This is a genomic window from Christiangramia portivictoriae DSM 23547 (assembly GCF_000423045.1).
Lineage (GTDB): Bacteria > Bacteroidota > Bacteroidia > Flavobacteriales > Flavobacteriaceae > Christiangramia > Christiangramia portivictoriae.
This window is the reverse complement of sequence record NZ_KE383971.1, coordinates 301,474-316,234: the sequence shown is the minus strand read 5'-3', so window position 1 is coordinate 316,234 and position 14,761 is coordinate 301,474. Positions and strand designations below refer to the sequence as shown.

13 protein-coding genes are annotated in these 14,761 nt (G+C 41.0%); 7 read left to right on the top strand and 6 right to left on the bottom strand.

The features are described 5' to 3' along the window. Positions 1–39 precede the first annotated feature (39 nt). Together nusB and G529_RS0109810 are read right to left on the bottom strand one after the other, a co-directional pair. On the bottom strand, positions 40–984 hold the full coding sequence (gene nusB, locus G529_RS0109815) for a transcription antitermination factor NusB (RefSeq protein ID WP_026915360.1): 945 nt from the start codon (positions 982–984) through the stop codon (positions 40–42). 84 nt (positions 985–1,068) lie between these two features. Further along, positions 1,069–2,172, bottom strand: a complete 1,104-nt coding sequence (locus tag G529_RS0109810; RefSeq protein ID WP_026915359.1) for a Glu/Leu/Phe/Val family dehydrogenase — start codon at positions 2,170–2,172, stop codon at positions 1,069–1,071. A gap of 133 nt (positions 2,173–2,305) precedes the next feature. On the opposite strand from G529_RS0109810, the gene G529_RS0109805 reads away from it, so the two are divergent. The 5 genes from G529_RS0109805 (at position 2,306) to G529_RS0109785 (ending at position 9,764) form a co-directional block, all read left to right on the top strand. Beyond that, positions 2,306–4,063 carry an ABC transporter ATP-binding protein gene (locus G529_RS0109805; RefSeq protein WP_026915358.1) on the top strand — a complete coding sequence of 586 codons (1,758 nt, stop codon included), beginning with the start codon at positions 2,306–2,308 and terminating at the stop codon, positions 4,061–4,063. 73 nt (positions 4,064–4,136) lie between these two features. Continuing rightward, positions 4,137–4,517 carry a PUR family DNA/RNA-binding protein gene (locus G529_RS0109800; RefSeq protein ID WP_026915357.1) on the top strand — a complete coding sequence of 127 codons (381 nt, stop codon included), beginning with the start codon at positions 4,137–4,139 and terminating at the stop codon, positions 4,515–4,517. Positions 4,518–4,595: 78 nt separating this feature from the next. Continuing rightward, entirely contained in the window at positions 4,596–7,109 is a 2,514-nt protein-coding gene (locus tag G529_RS0109795) for a M14 family metallopeptidase (protein WP_026915356.1), read from the top strand. 177 nt (positions 7,110–7,286) lie between these two features. Beyond that, positions 7,287–9,050, top strand: coding sequence for a TrkH family potassium uptake protein (locus G529_RS0109790; RefSeq protein ID WP_026915355.1), 1,764 nt, complete (start codon positions 7,287–7,289; stop codon positions 9,048–9,050). Between the two features lie 3 nt (positions 9,051–9,053). Beyond that, a complete protein-coding gene (locus G529_RS0109785; protein WP_026915354.1) occupies positions 9,054–9,764 on the top strand; it encodes a potassium channel family protein in 711 nt (236 codons plus the stop codon). On the opposite strand, the gene G529_RS0109780 is transcribed toward G529_RS0109785, so the two are convergent. Continuing rightward, positions 9,761–10,102, bottom strand: a complete 342-nt coding sequence (locus G529_RS0109780; RefSeq protein WP_026915353.1) for a tRNA-binding protein — start codon at positions 10,100–10,102, stop codon at positions 9,761–9,763. The genes G529_RS0109785 and G529_RS0109780 overlap by 4 nt on opposite strands. Positions 10,103–10,167: 65 nt before the next feature. Here G529_RS0109780 and G529_RS0109775 point away from each other — a divergent pair, with 65 nt between their 5' ends. Continuing rightward, positions 10,168–10,725, top strand: a complete 558-nt coding sequence (locus tag G529_RS0109775; protein ID WP_026915352.1) for a thioredoxin family protein — start codon at positions 10,168–10,170, stop codon at positions 10,723–10,725. Positions 10,726–10,818: 93 nt separating this feature from the next. Next, entirely contained in the window at positions 10,819–11,463 is a 645-nt protein-coding gene (locus G529_RS0109770; protein ID WP_026915351.1) for a peroxiredoxin, read from the top strand. Positions 11,464–11,492: 29 nt separating this feature from the next. Here the strand turns inward: G529_RS0109770 and G529_RS0109765 are convergent, their stop codons facing one another. The 3 genes from G529_RS0109765 to G529_RS0109755 all read right to left on the bottom strand — a co-directional run bounded on the left by G529_RS0109765 (position 11,493) and on the right by G529_RS0109755 (position 14,700). Beyond that, positions 11,493–12,041 (bottom strand): YfiT family bacillithiol transferase, encoded by a 549-nt coding sequence (locus tag G529_RS0109765; RefSeq protein ID WP_051201410.1) that lies wholly within the window; start codon positions 12,039–12,041, stop codon positions 11,493–11,495. 61 nt (positions 12,042–12,102) lie between these two features. Next, positions 12,103–13,035 (bottom strand): peptidylprolyl isomerase, encoded by a 933-nt coding sequence (locus G529_RS0109760; protein ID WP_026915349.1) that lies wholly within the window; start codon positions 13,033–13,035, stop codon positions 12,103–12,105. A gap of 36 nt (positions 13,036–13,071) precedes the next feature. Beyond that, positions 13,072–14,700 carry an amidohydrolase gene (locus G529_RS0109755; protein ID WP_026915348.1) on the bottom strand — a complete coding sequence of 543 codons (1,629 nt, stop codon included), beginning with the start codon at positions 14,698–14,700 and terminating at the stop codon, positions 13,072–13,074. Positions 14,701–14,761: the final 61 nt, after the last annotated feature.

Genomic DNA, 14,761 nt, shown 5'->3' with positions numbered 1-14,761 from the left:
GTTTAATTTCTTATGGGTAAAAATACTAAAAAATCTGTACTACATAAGGCCTCTGCCTATTTTATTTAGCTTGCCCTCTGTCTTGTATTCCCTCGAAAGTTTGTCCAGAACTCCGTTAATAAAAATACTGCTCTTTGGAGTACTGTATTCCTTTGCAATTTCCAGGTATTCATTGATCGTAACCTTAATGGGAATACTGCTGAATTTCAGGAATTCACAAATGGCCATTTTGATAAGCACCATATCCACTTCTGCGATCCTGTCTTTATCCCAGTTCGGAGTTTTTCCCAGCATTTCTTGGGAAAGATCCTCATCATTAAGATAGGTCTTCTGAAACAATTTTAAAGCAAACTCTTTATCTTCATCATTCTTGAAGAGGCGAGCGATTTTCTTTTCTCTCCCGGTAGATTCTTTAAGCTTCTGAAGAAATTTCAAAACAGCGGTGTTTACAAGCGGCAGATCATCTACCCAGGTTAACTTTTTATCCTCAAGGTAGTCGTATAACTTATCGTTAGGAGCAATGATCTCCTTGAAGATCCTGATGATAAGTTCCTTGTCATCTTTAAAACTACCTTCACGAGTATTCATATAGTCAGAATACATTTCGCTATTTCTAATTTCATTCCAGATGATCGCCACATATTCATCGTCCTGTTTCCAGTGATTGATCTTATGGTCTTCCAACGCCTTCTGAATACTTTCGTTTTCATTCAGGATATGAAAGATCTGGTTATCGATAAATTTTCTATTGGGATCTTTTTCCTCGTTCGTGGCAAGGTGTTTTTGCTGTGATTTTTCCAGGTACACTTCAGCATGTTCTCTTATCTCTGTGATCAAACTTAACTGAAGAAGAAAGAGATCATACATTTCCTGCATACTCTTCAGCAGAAATTTTTCTTCAGTGGCAAGGTTGTCATTCTGGCTTTGGTTAAATGCATACAGCGACTGCATTACTTTAACCCTGATATGTCTTCTTGTCAACATAATTGTAAAAGAACTTTTTAGGAATTAGAAAGGGCGAAAGCTATTCACTTTCGCCCTGCAAAAATATTAATAAATTAGAACTGACTAATTTAAATTCTGTTTTTTTCTATCGGCAATACGTTGCTTCGCGATCTTCAATGCAGCGAAATGTGTAGTAATATCATCCTTAGAAGCTTTTTCAAGTATTCTCAGGGTTGTATTATAGATATTTTCTGTCTTACGCATGATCTCCTGCCTGTCATAGTTCTCCAACTCCGCATACACATTAATGATCCCACCTGCATTGATAAGGAAATCTGGTGCATATACAATCCCCCTGTTCTGAAGGATCTGCCCATGAGCCACCTCATCTGCAAGCTGGTTATTCGCCGCTCCGGCGATGATATCAACCTTGAGCCTGTCTATGGTGTCATCATTGATTGTCGCACCAAGAGCACAAGGTGCATAAATATCCACATCTGCAGCATAGATATCTCTATCAGTAAAAATGTGTGCTCCGTATTTCTTACTTACTTCTGCAAGCCTGTCCTCGTTAATATCTGTGATATAAACTTCAGCTCCATCACCCGTTAGATATTCTACCAGGGTCTCTCCAACGTGTCCAATTCCCTGAACCAGCACTTTTTTACCTTCAAGATCATCTGTTCCATACTTGAACTTAGCTGAAGCTTTGATTCCCATGAAAACTCCGTAAGCAGTAATTGGAGATGGGTTCCCTGCCCCACCCTGAGATTCTGAAATCCCGGTAACATAAGGGGTTACTTCACGAACGGTATCCATATCTGAAGTTTCCATGCCCACATCTTCAGCAGTGATATATTTACCTCCTAAAGAATGTACAAATTCTCCAAATCGCTTCATAAGCGCTGGAGTTTTATCCTTTTTAGCATCGCCTATAATCACAGCTTTACCACCACCAAGATTAAGACCCGTGATCGCACTTTTAAAGGTCATCCCACGAGAAAGACGCAATACATCATTCACAGCCTCCCACTCACTGGTATAATTCCACATTCTGGTTCCTCCCAGAGCCGGTCCTAAAACCGTATTATGGATACCAATTATTGCCTTTAAACCTGTATCTTTGTCGTTGCAAAAAACGATTTGTTCGTGTTCGTCAAAAGACACCTGTCCAAAAACCGGAGCAGCTTTTTTTAGTTCATTTGCATTTAGAACGTCAACTTGCATAGTTTGTTGATTTTTAAATTATTCAGATTTTGAATTTGCTCAAAAATCCGGCGCAAAAATAATAATTATTTAAAAAGCATGGATTCTAAACGTGTTAAATTACAGAATCCTCAACTTTATAGAATATCACTGAATGAAGAACCTTCAGCATCTCAATAAATATTTCTACAAATATAAATGGAAACTACTTATTGGACTGGTCATCACGATTGCCGCCAGGATTTTCGGGATTTATTATATCCCGCTAATTGGTGAAAGTACGGTTATTATCGAAGAATATATCAATGGTGAAGTAAGCGACGTCTCTGTCCTGAAAAATGAATTGCTATATAATATTCTGCTTATTGTGGGAACAACACTTCTATCTGCATTCTTTACTTTCCTGATGCGACAAACATTTATTGTGGTTTCCAGACATATTGAATATGATCTTAAAAACGAAGTTTACCGCCACTACCAGGATCTTTCCCTGAATTTTTACAAGAAGAACAGAACCGGGGATCTTATGAACAGGATTAGCGAGGATGTTTCCAAAGTCAGGCTTTATTTGGGTCCGGCCATCATGTACAGTGTCACAACATTTACCTCTACAGTGGTGGTGCTTATATTTATGATACAGGCTGCTCCTTTGCTAACATTGTACACAGTAATTCCTTTACCTATTCTGGCATTTTCCATCTACAAATTGAGTGTGGCCATTCATAAGCGAAGTACTGTGGTACAGCAATACCTTTCTAAACTAAATACCTTTACGCAGGAAAGCTTCAGCGGGATCGCTGTGATCAAATCTTATGGTCTAGAACCTCAAACAAACACCAATTTTATTGAACTTTCTAATGGTAACCGGGATAAGAATATTGACCTGGTCAAAGTACAGGCATTTTTCTTTCCGTTAATGATCCTTCTAATTGGGATTAGCAATATTATCGTGATCTATGTTGGAGGAAGGCAGATCATTTCCGGAGAGATTGAAAATATTGATGTGCTGGTAGAGTTTATTCTCTATGTAAACATGCTAACCTGGCCGGTAGCCGCGATTGGCTGGGTAACCTCGCTGGTACAGCAGGCAGAAGCTTCCCAGGAAAGGATCAACGAATTCCTGAGTGAAAAACCTGAAATTACCAATCCCAGAACCGAGCAGGACACCATTAATGGTAGTATTGAATTTAGAAATGTAAGTTTCACTTATGACGATACGAATATCACCGCTCTTAAGAACGTAAGCTTTAAGGTTAAAAAGGGCGAAACGCTCGCGGTCATTGGGAAAACCGGTTCTGGTAAATCCACCATTCTGGAATTAATTGGTCGCCTTTACGATATAGATCAGGGCCAATTGCTTATTGACGGTCGTGAAATAGATACTGTAAACCTGGAGAACCTCCGTGAAAATATTGGTCATGTTCCTCAGGATGCATTCCTGTTCAGTGATAGTATTCGCAATAATATCAAATTTGGAAAAACCGATGCCTCAGAAGAGGAAATCATCACCGCAGCAAAGAACGCTTCTGTACACAAGAATATTGAAGGCTTTAGTAAAGGATATGATACGGTCCTGGGGGAGCGGGGAATCACACTTTCTGGCGGACAGAAACAACGAGTTTCAATCGCAAGGGCGATCATACATGATCCTGAAATCCTGTTGTTTGACGATTGCCTCTCTGCAGTAGATACAGAAACTGAAGAAGAAATTTTGAATAACCTGTTTGAGATCACCCGGGAAAAAACCACGATTATTGTATCTCATAGGATCTCTTCAGCTAAAAATGCCGACAGGATCATAATTCTGGAAGATGGCGTGGTCGTGCAGGAAGGCAGTCATGAACAGCTTATCGCTACAGATGGATACTATAAGGAACTGTATGCAAAACAGCTAAATGAAAAAGAAATGTGAAAATTTTTTGCTAGATGTTAAAAATTTTTAGATTTTTGAGCTCGTTAATAACAACCATTAAAGAATCTATTTTATGAGCGACAAGGGAATGATGGAGAAAGAGGAAATATTCTCTAAAGTTTTAAGAGCAGGAAGAAGAACTTATTTTTTTGATGTAAGAAGTACACGCGCAGATGATTACTATCTTACTATCACTGAAAGTAAAAAGTTCACTAATGATGACGGTTCTTTTTACTACAAAAAGCACAAGATCTACCTGTACAAAGAAGATTTTGACGGATTTAGAGAGATCCTCGAGGAAATGACCAACTTTATCGTGAATGAAAAAGGTGAGGAAGTGATTAGCGAACGTCACCAGAAAGATTTCAAAAAAGAATATGAGGAGCAGCCGATGGAGCAAACAGCATCTCCGGCAGCAGAGAAATTTACAGATGTAAGCTTTGATGATATCTAGACAATAAATCGATACAGCATACAAACCGTCCCATTCAGGACGGTTTTTTTTATATTAGAGCTTTTCAAAACCAGATCAATGCGCAAAATTTTACTTTTTAGTTTCTTTCTTATTTTTCAATTAAGCTTCGCTCAACAGGATGAAATTTCGATGAGCTATTATTTACCGGCTGATATATCTTACAATGAATCCATTCCTACCCCTGAAGAAAGTATTGGATTTACACCCGGCGAATGGCATGTAAGTCATGACCGCCTGGTTTCATACATGCAAACGCTGGCCGCAGCTTCGCCGCGTATGAAAATTGAAAATCGTGGCACTACTTACGAAGGCCGACCGTTGATTCTGCTTACTGTTTCTTCGGAAGAAAACATCGCCAATCTTGAAGAGATCAGGAAAAAGCATATCGGCCTGGTCACTGAAAATGCTTCAGAAGAAATTTCAAATATGCCCGTAGTGATCAACCAGGGATTTTCCATCCATGGCAATGAAGCCAGTGGATCCAACGCAGCCTTACTTTACGCCTATTACCTCGCGGCCGCTGAAGGTCCCGAAATTGAAACTACTTTAAAAAATACCATCATATTACTCGATCCTGCCTTTAATCCTGATGGTTTGCAAAGATTCGCTTACTGGGCCAATACTAATAAAAGCAAGAACATCAATCCAGATCCTCAGGACAGGGAATACAGCGAGATCTGGCCAGGTGGGAGAACCAATCATTACTGGTTCGACATGAACCGTGACTGGTTGCCTGTACAATTACCGGAATCCCAGGCCAGGATTAAAACTTTCCATGACTGGTATCCCAACGTTCTTACAGATCATCATGAAATGGGATCCAATTCCTCGTTCTTCTTTCAGCCTGGGATTCCATCACGTACGCACCCACTCACTCCGCAGCTAAACCAGGATCTGACCAAAGAAATTGGAACCTACCATGCCCAGGCCTTTGATGAAATTGGTTCTCTGTATTATACCGAGGAAAATTACGATGATTTTTACTACGGAAAAGGCTCCACTTTTCCAGACATTAATGGAAGTATTGGAATTCTTTTCGAGCAGGGAAGTTCCCGGGGGCATGCGCAGGAAACCGATAATGGTATTCTTACATTTCCATTTACAATTCGCAATCAATTCACCGCGGCGCTTTCAACTTTAAAAGCCGCTGAAAATATGCGGGAAAAATTACTGAATTATCAGCGTGATTTTTTTAAAGACGCACGAAGCTCAGCCAAAAATGGTGCCTATGCATTTGGGAGTGCACATGATCCCGTGAAAGCCTATGAACTCGCGCAGATCCTGAAGCGTCATGAAATCGAAGTTCATAAGGTAGACAACAATTTTGAGGCATCTGGTATCACATTCAAAAAAGGAAATTCTTATGTGGTTCCTAAAAATCAAAGACAGCACCGATTGCTGGAAGCAATGTTCGAACGAAGAACTCAGTTCCAGGATAGCCTGTTCTACGACATATCTGCCTGGACCTTTCCTTTGGCGTTTAATCTGGATTTTTCTGAAGATGTATCACTAAAAAATGCTGGTGAAAAGATCCAGCAACTGGAAGTTCCAGCAGCAGGTAAGTTTGAAAAAAGCTCTTACGCCTATCTACTAGACTGGCACAACTATCTTGCTCCCAAAGCTCTGAATATGATTCTTGAAAAAGATCTTCGCGCCAAAGTTTCTATGGAAGCTTTTACCTTCGAAGGCGATGAGTACGCGGCCGGCACCATCATGATCCCGGTTCAGAATCAGAAACTTGGAGAAGATGAGCTGTTTGACTTTATGATGCGTGTCTCTGAAGCAAGTCATATAGCCATTAAGGGAATTTCAACCGGAATGACTGGAGGAATAAATCTTGGAAGCAACCAGTTTCGTGCTGTGGAACCCCAGGAGGTTGCAATTCTGGTTGGCGGCTCCATCTCTTCCTACGATGCTGGCGAGATCTGGCATTTGTTCGATCAGCGTTATGACATGAAGATCACCAAACTTGATCTTAAAGATCTCTCCGGAAGTGACCTGAGCCGGTATACCGATATCATTGTTCCTAGTACCTGGGGCGGTGGAATGGATGATAATATAGCGACTCAGCTGAAAGAATGGACCAGGAACGGTGGAACCATCATTGGTTTTAGAAGTGCCGTAAACTGGCTGAAGAGCAATGACTTTATCGACTTTAAGACCAAAAAAACTGAAAACACCGCCAAAAATATCAGCTTTGGGGAACGTGGTGATTTTCGTGGTGCCCAGGTAATTGGAGGTGCTATTTTCGAAGCAGAACTGGACAGAACACATCCTATCGCTTTTGGGTATAGCAAAGACAGGATCGCGCTCTTCAGAAATACGACCATCTTCATGGAAGCAGATGAGCAGAGTTATAAAAATCCCATTCGCTATACAAGCAAACCGCTGTTGAGTGGCTATATCAGCAAACCAAATCTGGATTCACTTGCCGGAACAGTCCCTTTCAAACATGATCGACTAGGCCGGGGTGAAGTCATGTTATTCACAGACAATACAAACTTTAGGGCTTTCTGGTATGGCACCAATAAATTGCTGATGAACGCCATCTTTTTTGGAACAGAAATGTAAGCGATAGTTTGTATAAATTTTAGCAAACTTGTAGAATTTGGTTACATACTTTTGTAGCAGGTTTGCAAAAGAAATAACAGGTCTGATATAGTTTTGAACTTATCAGACCTGTTTTTGAACACTAATATTGATGCTTCTAAATTCCAGTTATTGAAATTTTCCGGTTTTAAGACATGGTTGCGAAATGAGAGGTTTTTAAGTTACCTCAACAGGTTCTCCTTTTTTGCCAGTTGTATAGCTTTGCTCGTAGCGCTATATGATCTTGGATTCAGGCAGGAAGATCTTCAGGAGGCTCAATTAAACAGTTTTTACTATATAGTTTTATTAATCGGGGGCGCAGCGATCCTGTGCCGGTATTTTGTTCTAAAAGTTAATGTTCCCGCGAAAATAAGAATTCTGGATGCTATTCTTGGAACTCTTATCCTCCTATTAAGCATTGTCAAGACCAATGTTCTTATGGAGCATCTCCCTGGTCTGCAATTTCTCAACAAGATGGCCTATATGTACCTGGCATCGCTGGTTTACTTTATACGGGAACTAGCCACTATCAATTTTAAGTTTAATAAAGCATATTTAAACCCGGCCCAGTTATTTATAAGCAGTTTTCTGGGTATCATACTTGTTGGTACGGGTTTACTGATGTTGCCCAAAGCCACACACGAGGGAATCAGCCTCCTGGACGCACTTTTCACCTCGACCAGCGCTGTGTGTGTAACTGGCCTGATCGTCGTTGACACCGGTTCTTACTTTACCACCTTCGGGCAGACTGTCCTGTTACTTTTAATGCAGCTGGGAGGTCTTGGAATCATGACTTTTGCCAGTTACTTCAGTTACTTTTTTCGCGGACAAACGAGCTTCGAGAATCAGCTATTACTTAAGGATGCCACGAATTCAGAACGCATCGGGGAGGTATTTGGCGTTCTTAAAAAAATCCTTTCCATTACTTTTCTTACTGAAATGCTGGGAGCCATCTTTATTTATTTCAGCTTAAGTGAAAATGAATTGAGCGAAATTGGAGATCGTATTTTCTTCTCCGTATTTCACGCGATAAGCAGTTTTTGTAACGCAGGATTCTCTACTCTTGAGAATAGCCTTTACGAACCTGTTTTCAGATTTAATTATCCCCTGCATCTGGTGATCGCTGTTTTATTCATTCTTGGAGGAATCGGGTTTCCTATTGTTCTGAATATTTACAAATACCTGAAATATTCTTTTTCCAACTTACTGTTAAAACTCGAACGCAAAAGACCATTGCCATACTCACCCTGGGTAATCAATCTTAATACGCGCATTGTGATCGTTACTACGATCATCCTGCTTAGCACCGGAACCCTGGGCTTCTATGTATTGGAATATAACAATACCCTCACTGAACATAACTGGTTCGGAAAGATCGTTACCGCGTTTTTTGGAGCTGCAACACCACGTACCGCCGGTTTTAATACGGTGGATATGCAGGCGCTGAATGTAAGCACACTTATGCTCATATTTATGCTCATGTGGATAGGAGCCTCCCCTGCTTCTACCGGAGGTGGAATTAAAACCAGTACTTTTGCCATTGCCGCATTGAATTTTGTAAGCCTGGGAAAGGGCAAGGATCGGATCGAGGTATACAAACGGGAAGTTTCTACAAATTCCATTCGCAGGGCATTTGCCATTATTTCTTTATCACTAATGGTGATTAGTATCGCTATTTTCCTGATGACCATCTTCGATAAAGATATCGCGATCGTGAATCTTGCTTTTGAGGCATTCTCTGCTTACAGCACGGTAGGACTTTCTACTGGAATTACTTCCAGTCTTAGCTCTTCCTCCAAGATCGTCCTTATCTTTACCATGTTTATTGGAAGAGTTAGTATGCTTACCCTTTTGATTGCAATGCTTCGGAAAGCTAAACACCTTAATTACAGGGTCCCAACAGATGAAATTTTAATAAACTAGCGCATGAAATATATAGTTATTGGTCTTGGAAACTTTGGGTCATCCATTGCAGAACAGCTTGCAGAAATGGGTAATGAAGTGATTGGTGTGGATATAAGCATGAGTAAAGTAGAAGGTATAAAGGAAAAGATAACCCATGCCATAAGCCTGGATGCCACAGATATGGAAGCGGTCAAGAATTTACCCCTTAAAGACTGTGATACGGTGATTGTGGGAATTGGAGAAGATAAGGGTGCCAATATCATGGCGGCTGCGCTTATGAAGCAAATGAAGGTAAAAAGGATTATTAGCCGGGCGATAGATCCCATACAACGCACGGTTCTACAAACCATGGGTATTACAGAAATCATACATCCTGAAGAAGAGACGGCACATCGCTGGGCGCAAAGACTTAACCTTGAGGGTGTTGTTGATAGTTTCGAACTGGATAGTAATTATAGTATCGTTGAAACAAGGATTCCTGAAGAATATCACGACAGGACGGTCAAGGAACTGGACATTAAAGGAGAATTCAATATTCTTATCCTTACGACCATGAACGTTTCCAAAGACCAGAATGAACTTGGGGCGCCCACCGAGAAAAACTCCGTTCAGGGAGTTGTACATGCAGATACCAGATTATATAAGGATGATATCATGGTACTGTACGGCCATAATAAGGATATCCGGAAATTGCTGGATCAGCATAAAAAATTTAAAGAGGCAAAGTCTTAAGCTATTCGGAGTCCGTTTGGCACTCTCTGGTCTGGTGAAAGCAAGACCACATCAGTCTTATCGCCTACCACACCCATCACCAGACATTCGCTCTTAAAACCGGCTATTCTTTTTTCAGGAAAATTCACCACAGCAATAACCTGTCTGCCGGGCAGTTCTTCTTTCGTGTATCTCCTGGTGATCTGTGCAGAGGTTCTCTTTGTTCCAATTTCCTCTCCAAAATCTATCAGCATCTTGTAGGCCGGCTTTTTTGCCTTCGGAAGATCTTCAGCTTCCAGGATCGTTCCAACCCGCATATCTACTTTCGCGAAATCCTCCCAGTTTATTGCATTCTCCATATTCAGAATTTAAAGTATGGAAATTAGAGAATATTCAGCATTAATAATTAATTTTAAACAAAAAGATGGCTCTTACATCTTCAAAAATGCTTGCTCTAGGAAGTGAAGCTCCAGACTTCAAATTAATGGACACAAGAACCGGGCATCTGCTCGAGCTTCAGGATATTCAAGGTGAAAAAGGCAGTCTTATCATGTTTCTTTCCAACCATTGTCCTTTTGTAAAACATGTAAATGGAGAAATAGTGAGAATCGCTAATGAGTACCGGCAACTAGGTTTTGGTTTCGCTGCCATTAGCAGCAATGATCCTTCAGCCTACCAGGAAGATCACCCAGACCTTATGACCGAAGTTGCATCCAAAAACCAGTATTCTTTTCCTTATTTGTACGATGGCACCCAGGAGATCGCAAAAAGATACCAGGCATCCTGTACTCCAGATTTTTTCCTTTTCGATGCTGAACTCAAACTAATCTATCGAGGGCAACTCGATGACAGCAGGTCTAATAACGGCTTGCATTCGAGTGGCAGAGATATTAGAGAAGCCATGGACGCCGTTTTGAATAATCGAATGGTGAACGCTGAACAGAAACCATCGATTGGTTGCAGTATCAAATGGAAATCTTAATTTAACTTCATATTTTCATAAGACTCCCTGCAATTTTTTAAATTTGAATGACCTACCACTTTAGTAGGATTTAATAATTTAAACAGATTGATTATGAGTGATTTGAAATTAGGCGATACCGCACCAGATTTTACTGCAGATACCTCTGAAGGAACCATAAAATTTCATGAATTTCTTGGTGATAGCTGGGGAATCCTATTTTCTCACCCGGCAGATTATACTCCGGTTTGTACTACTGAATTAGGAGCAGCTGCCAATTACGCTGATGAGTTCAGGAAAAGAGATGTAAAAGTACTGGCTCTAAGTGTGGACGGAGTAAAGTCTCACAAAGACTGGATCAAGGACATTAATGAGACGCAGAATACGACCGTAAACTTTCCCATCATTGCAGATGAGGATAAAAAGGTTTCGAATCTTTACGGAATGATCCATCCAAAAGCTGACAGCACACTTACCGTACGCTCGGTATTCGTGATCGCGCCAGACAAGTCCATTAAAATGACGCTTACCTACCCGGCGAGTACCGGTAGAAATTTTGATGAACTGCTAAGGGTGATCGACTCATTACAACTTACTGCATATAACAAGGTCGCCACGCCGGCAAACTGGAAACACGGCGATGACGTGGTGATAAGCCCTTCTGTAAGTAATGAGGAAGCAGATAAAATGTTCCCGAAGGGATACAACACGGTGAAACCTTACTTAAGAACGACGGCGCAGCCGGAATTGAAGAAGTAATATCCTTATTCAAATATGGCAAAGGCTGGTTAATCCCAGCCTTTTCTTTTTTTAAGATTAATAATATGCTCCAGGTGATGCCTTCCATGCCAGGCGTAATTCGCCAGACTCTGTTTTAGACTATATCGAAAGCCAGTTTCCGGATGTATAAAAGTTCTCTCAAAATCTTCAGTGCTCATATTTTCGAGCAGAATGACCCATTTCGCATGCAGCGCTTTCAAAAAACCAAGAGATAAAGTTACCGGAGTAAATTTTGAGTCGGCCAGTTCAGCGAAACGTTGTTCGTTAAAGGCTTTAATGGTTGGTTCGTCCTCAGTAAGCGCTAATTTGAACCTTATAAAGCCATTCATATGGCTATCGGCAATGTGATGAACCAGCTGGCGAATATTCCAGCCTTCAGGGCGATAGACCATTTGTAACTGATCCTGATCAAGATGCTCGACCTCCTCGATCAATGCCTGAGGTAGCCTTGCCACCTCATCAATATGTTTTCTTATGTTTTCTACGGAAACCTCTTTCGGAATCTCGAATTCTCCAATAGGAAATTTTAGTTTTTCGATCTCTTCTTCTGTACTCATATCTAAAAATAAAAAACGCCCCGAAAAGTCGGGGCGTTTTTAAGAAATATATAAGTCTATATTATTTTACATCCATCAATTCCACGTCGAAGATCAGGACCGCATTTGGCGGAATAACTCCACCTGCACCACGTGCTCCGTAAGCAAGGTCTGATGGGATCACCATTCTCGCTTTATCTCCTACCTGTAACAATTGTATCCCTTCATCCCATCCCGGGATCACGTGGCCTACGCCTACCGGAAATTCCAAAGGCTGATTTCTTTTGTAAGAAGAATCGAAAACAGTACCATCAGCTAACTGACCTTTATAATGTACCGATACGTTCTTCCCTTTTTCAGCTTGCACACCATCACCCTTCTGGATGATCTGGTAACGCAAACCACTTTCTGTAGATTTGAATCCTGCAGCAAGTTTATCTACTTCTGCTGCAGCTTTTTCCTTAGCTTCAGCTTCTTTTTTCTTCTTTTCAGCAGTAAAAGAATTGAATGCTTCAGCAGCATTGAATGCTTCAGCTTCTGTACCAACTCTTACGATCTCCAACTTTTCGATCGTATCGTCCTGCTGGATCTTATCCACTACTTCCTGTCCTTCAACCACATTTCCGAAGACTGTGTGCTTACCGTCTAACCAAGGCGTTTCCACGTGAGTGATAAAGAACTGACTCCCATTGGTTCCAGGTCCGGCATTGGCCATGGATAATTTTCCTGGAGCGTCATGTCTTAGATCGGCATGGATCTCATCATCAAAATTATAACCAGGTCCACCAGCTCCGGTTCCCTGAGGATCTCCTCCCTGAATCATAAAGTCTGGGATCACCCTATGAAATTTGAGTCCGTCGTAGTAAGGAACTCCCAACTCCTTAGGGTCATTTTCTATCTTCCCTTCTGCAAGGCCTACAAAGTTCCCTACAGTTCCGGGTGTTTTTTGAAATTCCAGTTCAGCCAGGATCTCTCCTTTAGAAGTATGGAATTTTGCGTATAATCCGTCGTTCATTGTTTTAATTTTTAATAAGCTACAAAGATAATTGCTTTAGTTCTTATAGACCTGCTCCCCTGCTACAAAAGTTGAGATCACTTTTGTATCTGGAACTTTATCGATCTCTACTTTCATAAGATCACGATCAAGGATCACAAAATCTGCAAATTTACCTGCTTCAATACTCCCTTTTTCATGCTCTTCAAAATTAGAATATGCCGCCCAGATGGTCATTCCACGTAAGGTCTGATCTCTACTTAAGGCTTCTTCTCTCATAAACCCGCCTTCCGGGAAATTTTCGGTATCCTGCCTGTCCACCGCTGCGTAGAACGTTAGAAACGGATTCACCTGTTCCACAGGAAAATCTGTACCCAATGCAACCATCCCAGCCTGATCTAATAGTTTTTTATAAGCATATGCTCCTTTGATTCTCTCTGCTCCAAGTCTTTCTTCAGCCCAGTACATGTCGCTGGTGGCATGAGTGGGCTGGATAGATGGAAGGATATTTTTACTGAAGTATTTAAAATCCTTAGCGTCGATCACCTGCGAATGCTCCACTCTCCATCTTCTATCTTCGGAAGCGCTTAAGAGTGAATCATAGGTTTTGAGAACCATGTAATTAGCAGAATCACCAATGGCATGCGTATTCATCTGAAAACCGGTTTTCGCAATACGCCGGGCAGTGGCTTTAAATTCTGAAACCGGTGAAAGCAATGCTCCATAGTGACCATCACGATCTGAATAAGGTTCTTTTAATGCTGCTCCACGAGAACCAAGTGCTCCATCTCCGTAGAACTTTACTGATCGTACATTGAGCAGATCAGTTTTATAAGGTCCTTTTTCAAGGTAGTAATCAAGATTCTTATCGCTATTGCTTAGCATCGCATATAAGCGAATCTTCAATTCTCCTGAGTTATTTAGACTATCAATAAGCTCAATTACCTGCTTGTCCAGTCCTGCATCATCCACCGTAGTTAATCCATAAGAAAATGAGATTTCCTGAGCAGCCAGCAAGGCTTTTTTCTGGGTTTCCACATCGGCCTGCTCGGTAATTTCTTCGATAAGCATCATAGGATTATCAATAAGAATACCGGTAAGTTTACCGTTCTTTTGCTCAATATCTCCTCCATCAAAGGCTGTACTGGTCGTTATATTAGCCAGGTCCAGCGCCGCCTGATTCACCAGCATCGCATGACCATCTATTCGGGTAATCGCGATGGGTGTATCTGGAAATAACTGGTCAAGGGTATCTTTCACAGGAAATTCCTTTACTTCCCAGTCATTCTGATCCCAACCGCGACCTACAATAAAATCGGTATTATTTTCTTCCTGAAATTTTTCAATTCTGGCAACAACCTCGGCAAAGCTTTTGGTCTCAGTAAGATCTACACGTTGCTGCTGCATTCCAAGACCATAAAAATGTGCGTGAGCATCGATAAGACCTGGATAAACCGCCTTTCCTTCGGCATCGAGTTCTTCAGAAAAATCGAATTCTTCTCGAAGGGACGCTTCAGTTCCAACCTTCAGGAATTTACCATCTTTAACGGCAAAAGCTTCCGTAGTATTAAATTCAGCATCGACGGTATAAACTACGCCATTGAACACCAAAAGATCTGCCTCCTGTTTCTGTGCTACGCTTGAAAACGTAAGAAAAATGGCAAAAACCAGTAATAATCTTCTCATATTTTAAATTTTCAACTAAAATAATCAAAGAAGCATAAGCTTGAAGTGTAATTCACGGAAA

What these genes read in the sequence shown, in the direction of transcription:
- nusB (WP_026915360.1), bottom strand. Translation starts at nt 984, where the DNA reads ATGTTGACAAGAAGACATATCAGGGTTAAAGTAATGCAGTCGCTGTAT.
- G529_RS0109810 (WP_026915359.1), bottom strand. Translation starts at nt 2,172, where the DNA reads ATGCAAGTTGACGTTCTAAATGCAAATGAACTAAAAAAAGCTGCTCCG.
- G529_RS0109805 (WP_026915358.1), top strand. Translation starts at nt 2,306, where the DNA reads ATGAAGAACCTTCAGCATCTCAATAAATATTTCTACAAATATAAATGG.
- G529_RS0109800 (WP_026915357.1), top strand. Translation starts at nt 4,137, where the DNA reads ATGAGCGACAAGGGAATGATGGAGAAAGAGGAAATATTCTCTAAAGTT.
- G529_RS0109795 (WP_026915356.1), top strand. Translation starts at nt 4,596, where the DNA reads ATGCGCAAAATTTTACTTTTTAGTTTCTTTCTTATTTTTCAATTAAGC.
- G529_RS0109785 (WP_026915354.1), top strand. Translation starts at nt 9,054, where the DNA reads ATGAAATATATAGTTATTGGTCTTGGAAACTTTGGGTCATCCATTGCA.
- G529_RS0109780 (WP_026915353.1), bottom strand. Translation starts at nt 10,102, where the DNA reads ATGGAGAATGCAATAAACTGGGAGGATTTCGCGAAAGTAGATATGCGG.
- G529_RS0109775 (WP_026915352.1), top strand. Translation starts at nt 10,168, where the DNA reads ATGGCTCTTACATCTTCAAAAATGCTTGCTCTAGGAAGTGAAGCTCCA.
- G529_RS0109770 (WP_026915351.1), top strand. Translation starts at nt 10,819, where the DNA reads ATGAGTGATTTGAAATTAGGCGATACCGCACCAGATTTTACTGCAGAT.
- G529_RS0109765 (WP_051201410.1), bottom strand. Translation starts at nt 12,041, where the DNA reads ATGAGTACAGAAGAAGAGATCGAAAAACTAAAATTTCCTATTGGAGAA.
- G529_RS0109760 (WP_026915349.1), bottom strand. Translation starts at nt 13,035, where the DNA reads ATGAACGACGGATTATACGCAAAATTCCATACTTCTAAAGGAGAGATC.
- G529_RS0109755 (WP_026915348.1), bottom strand. Translation starts at nt 14,700, where the DNA reads ATGAGAAGATTATTACTGGTTTTTGCCATTTTTCTTACGTTTTCAAGC.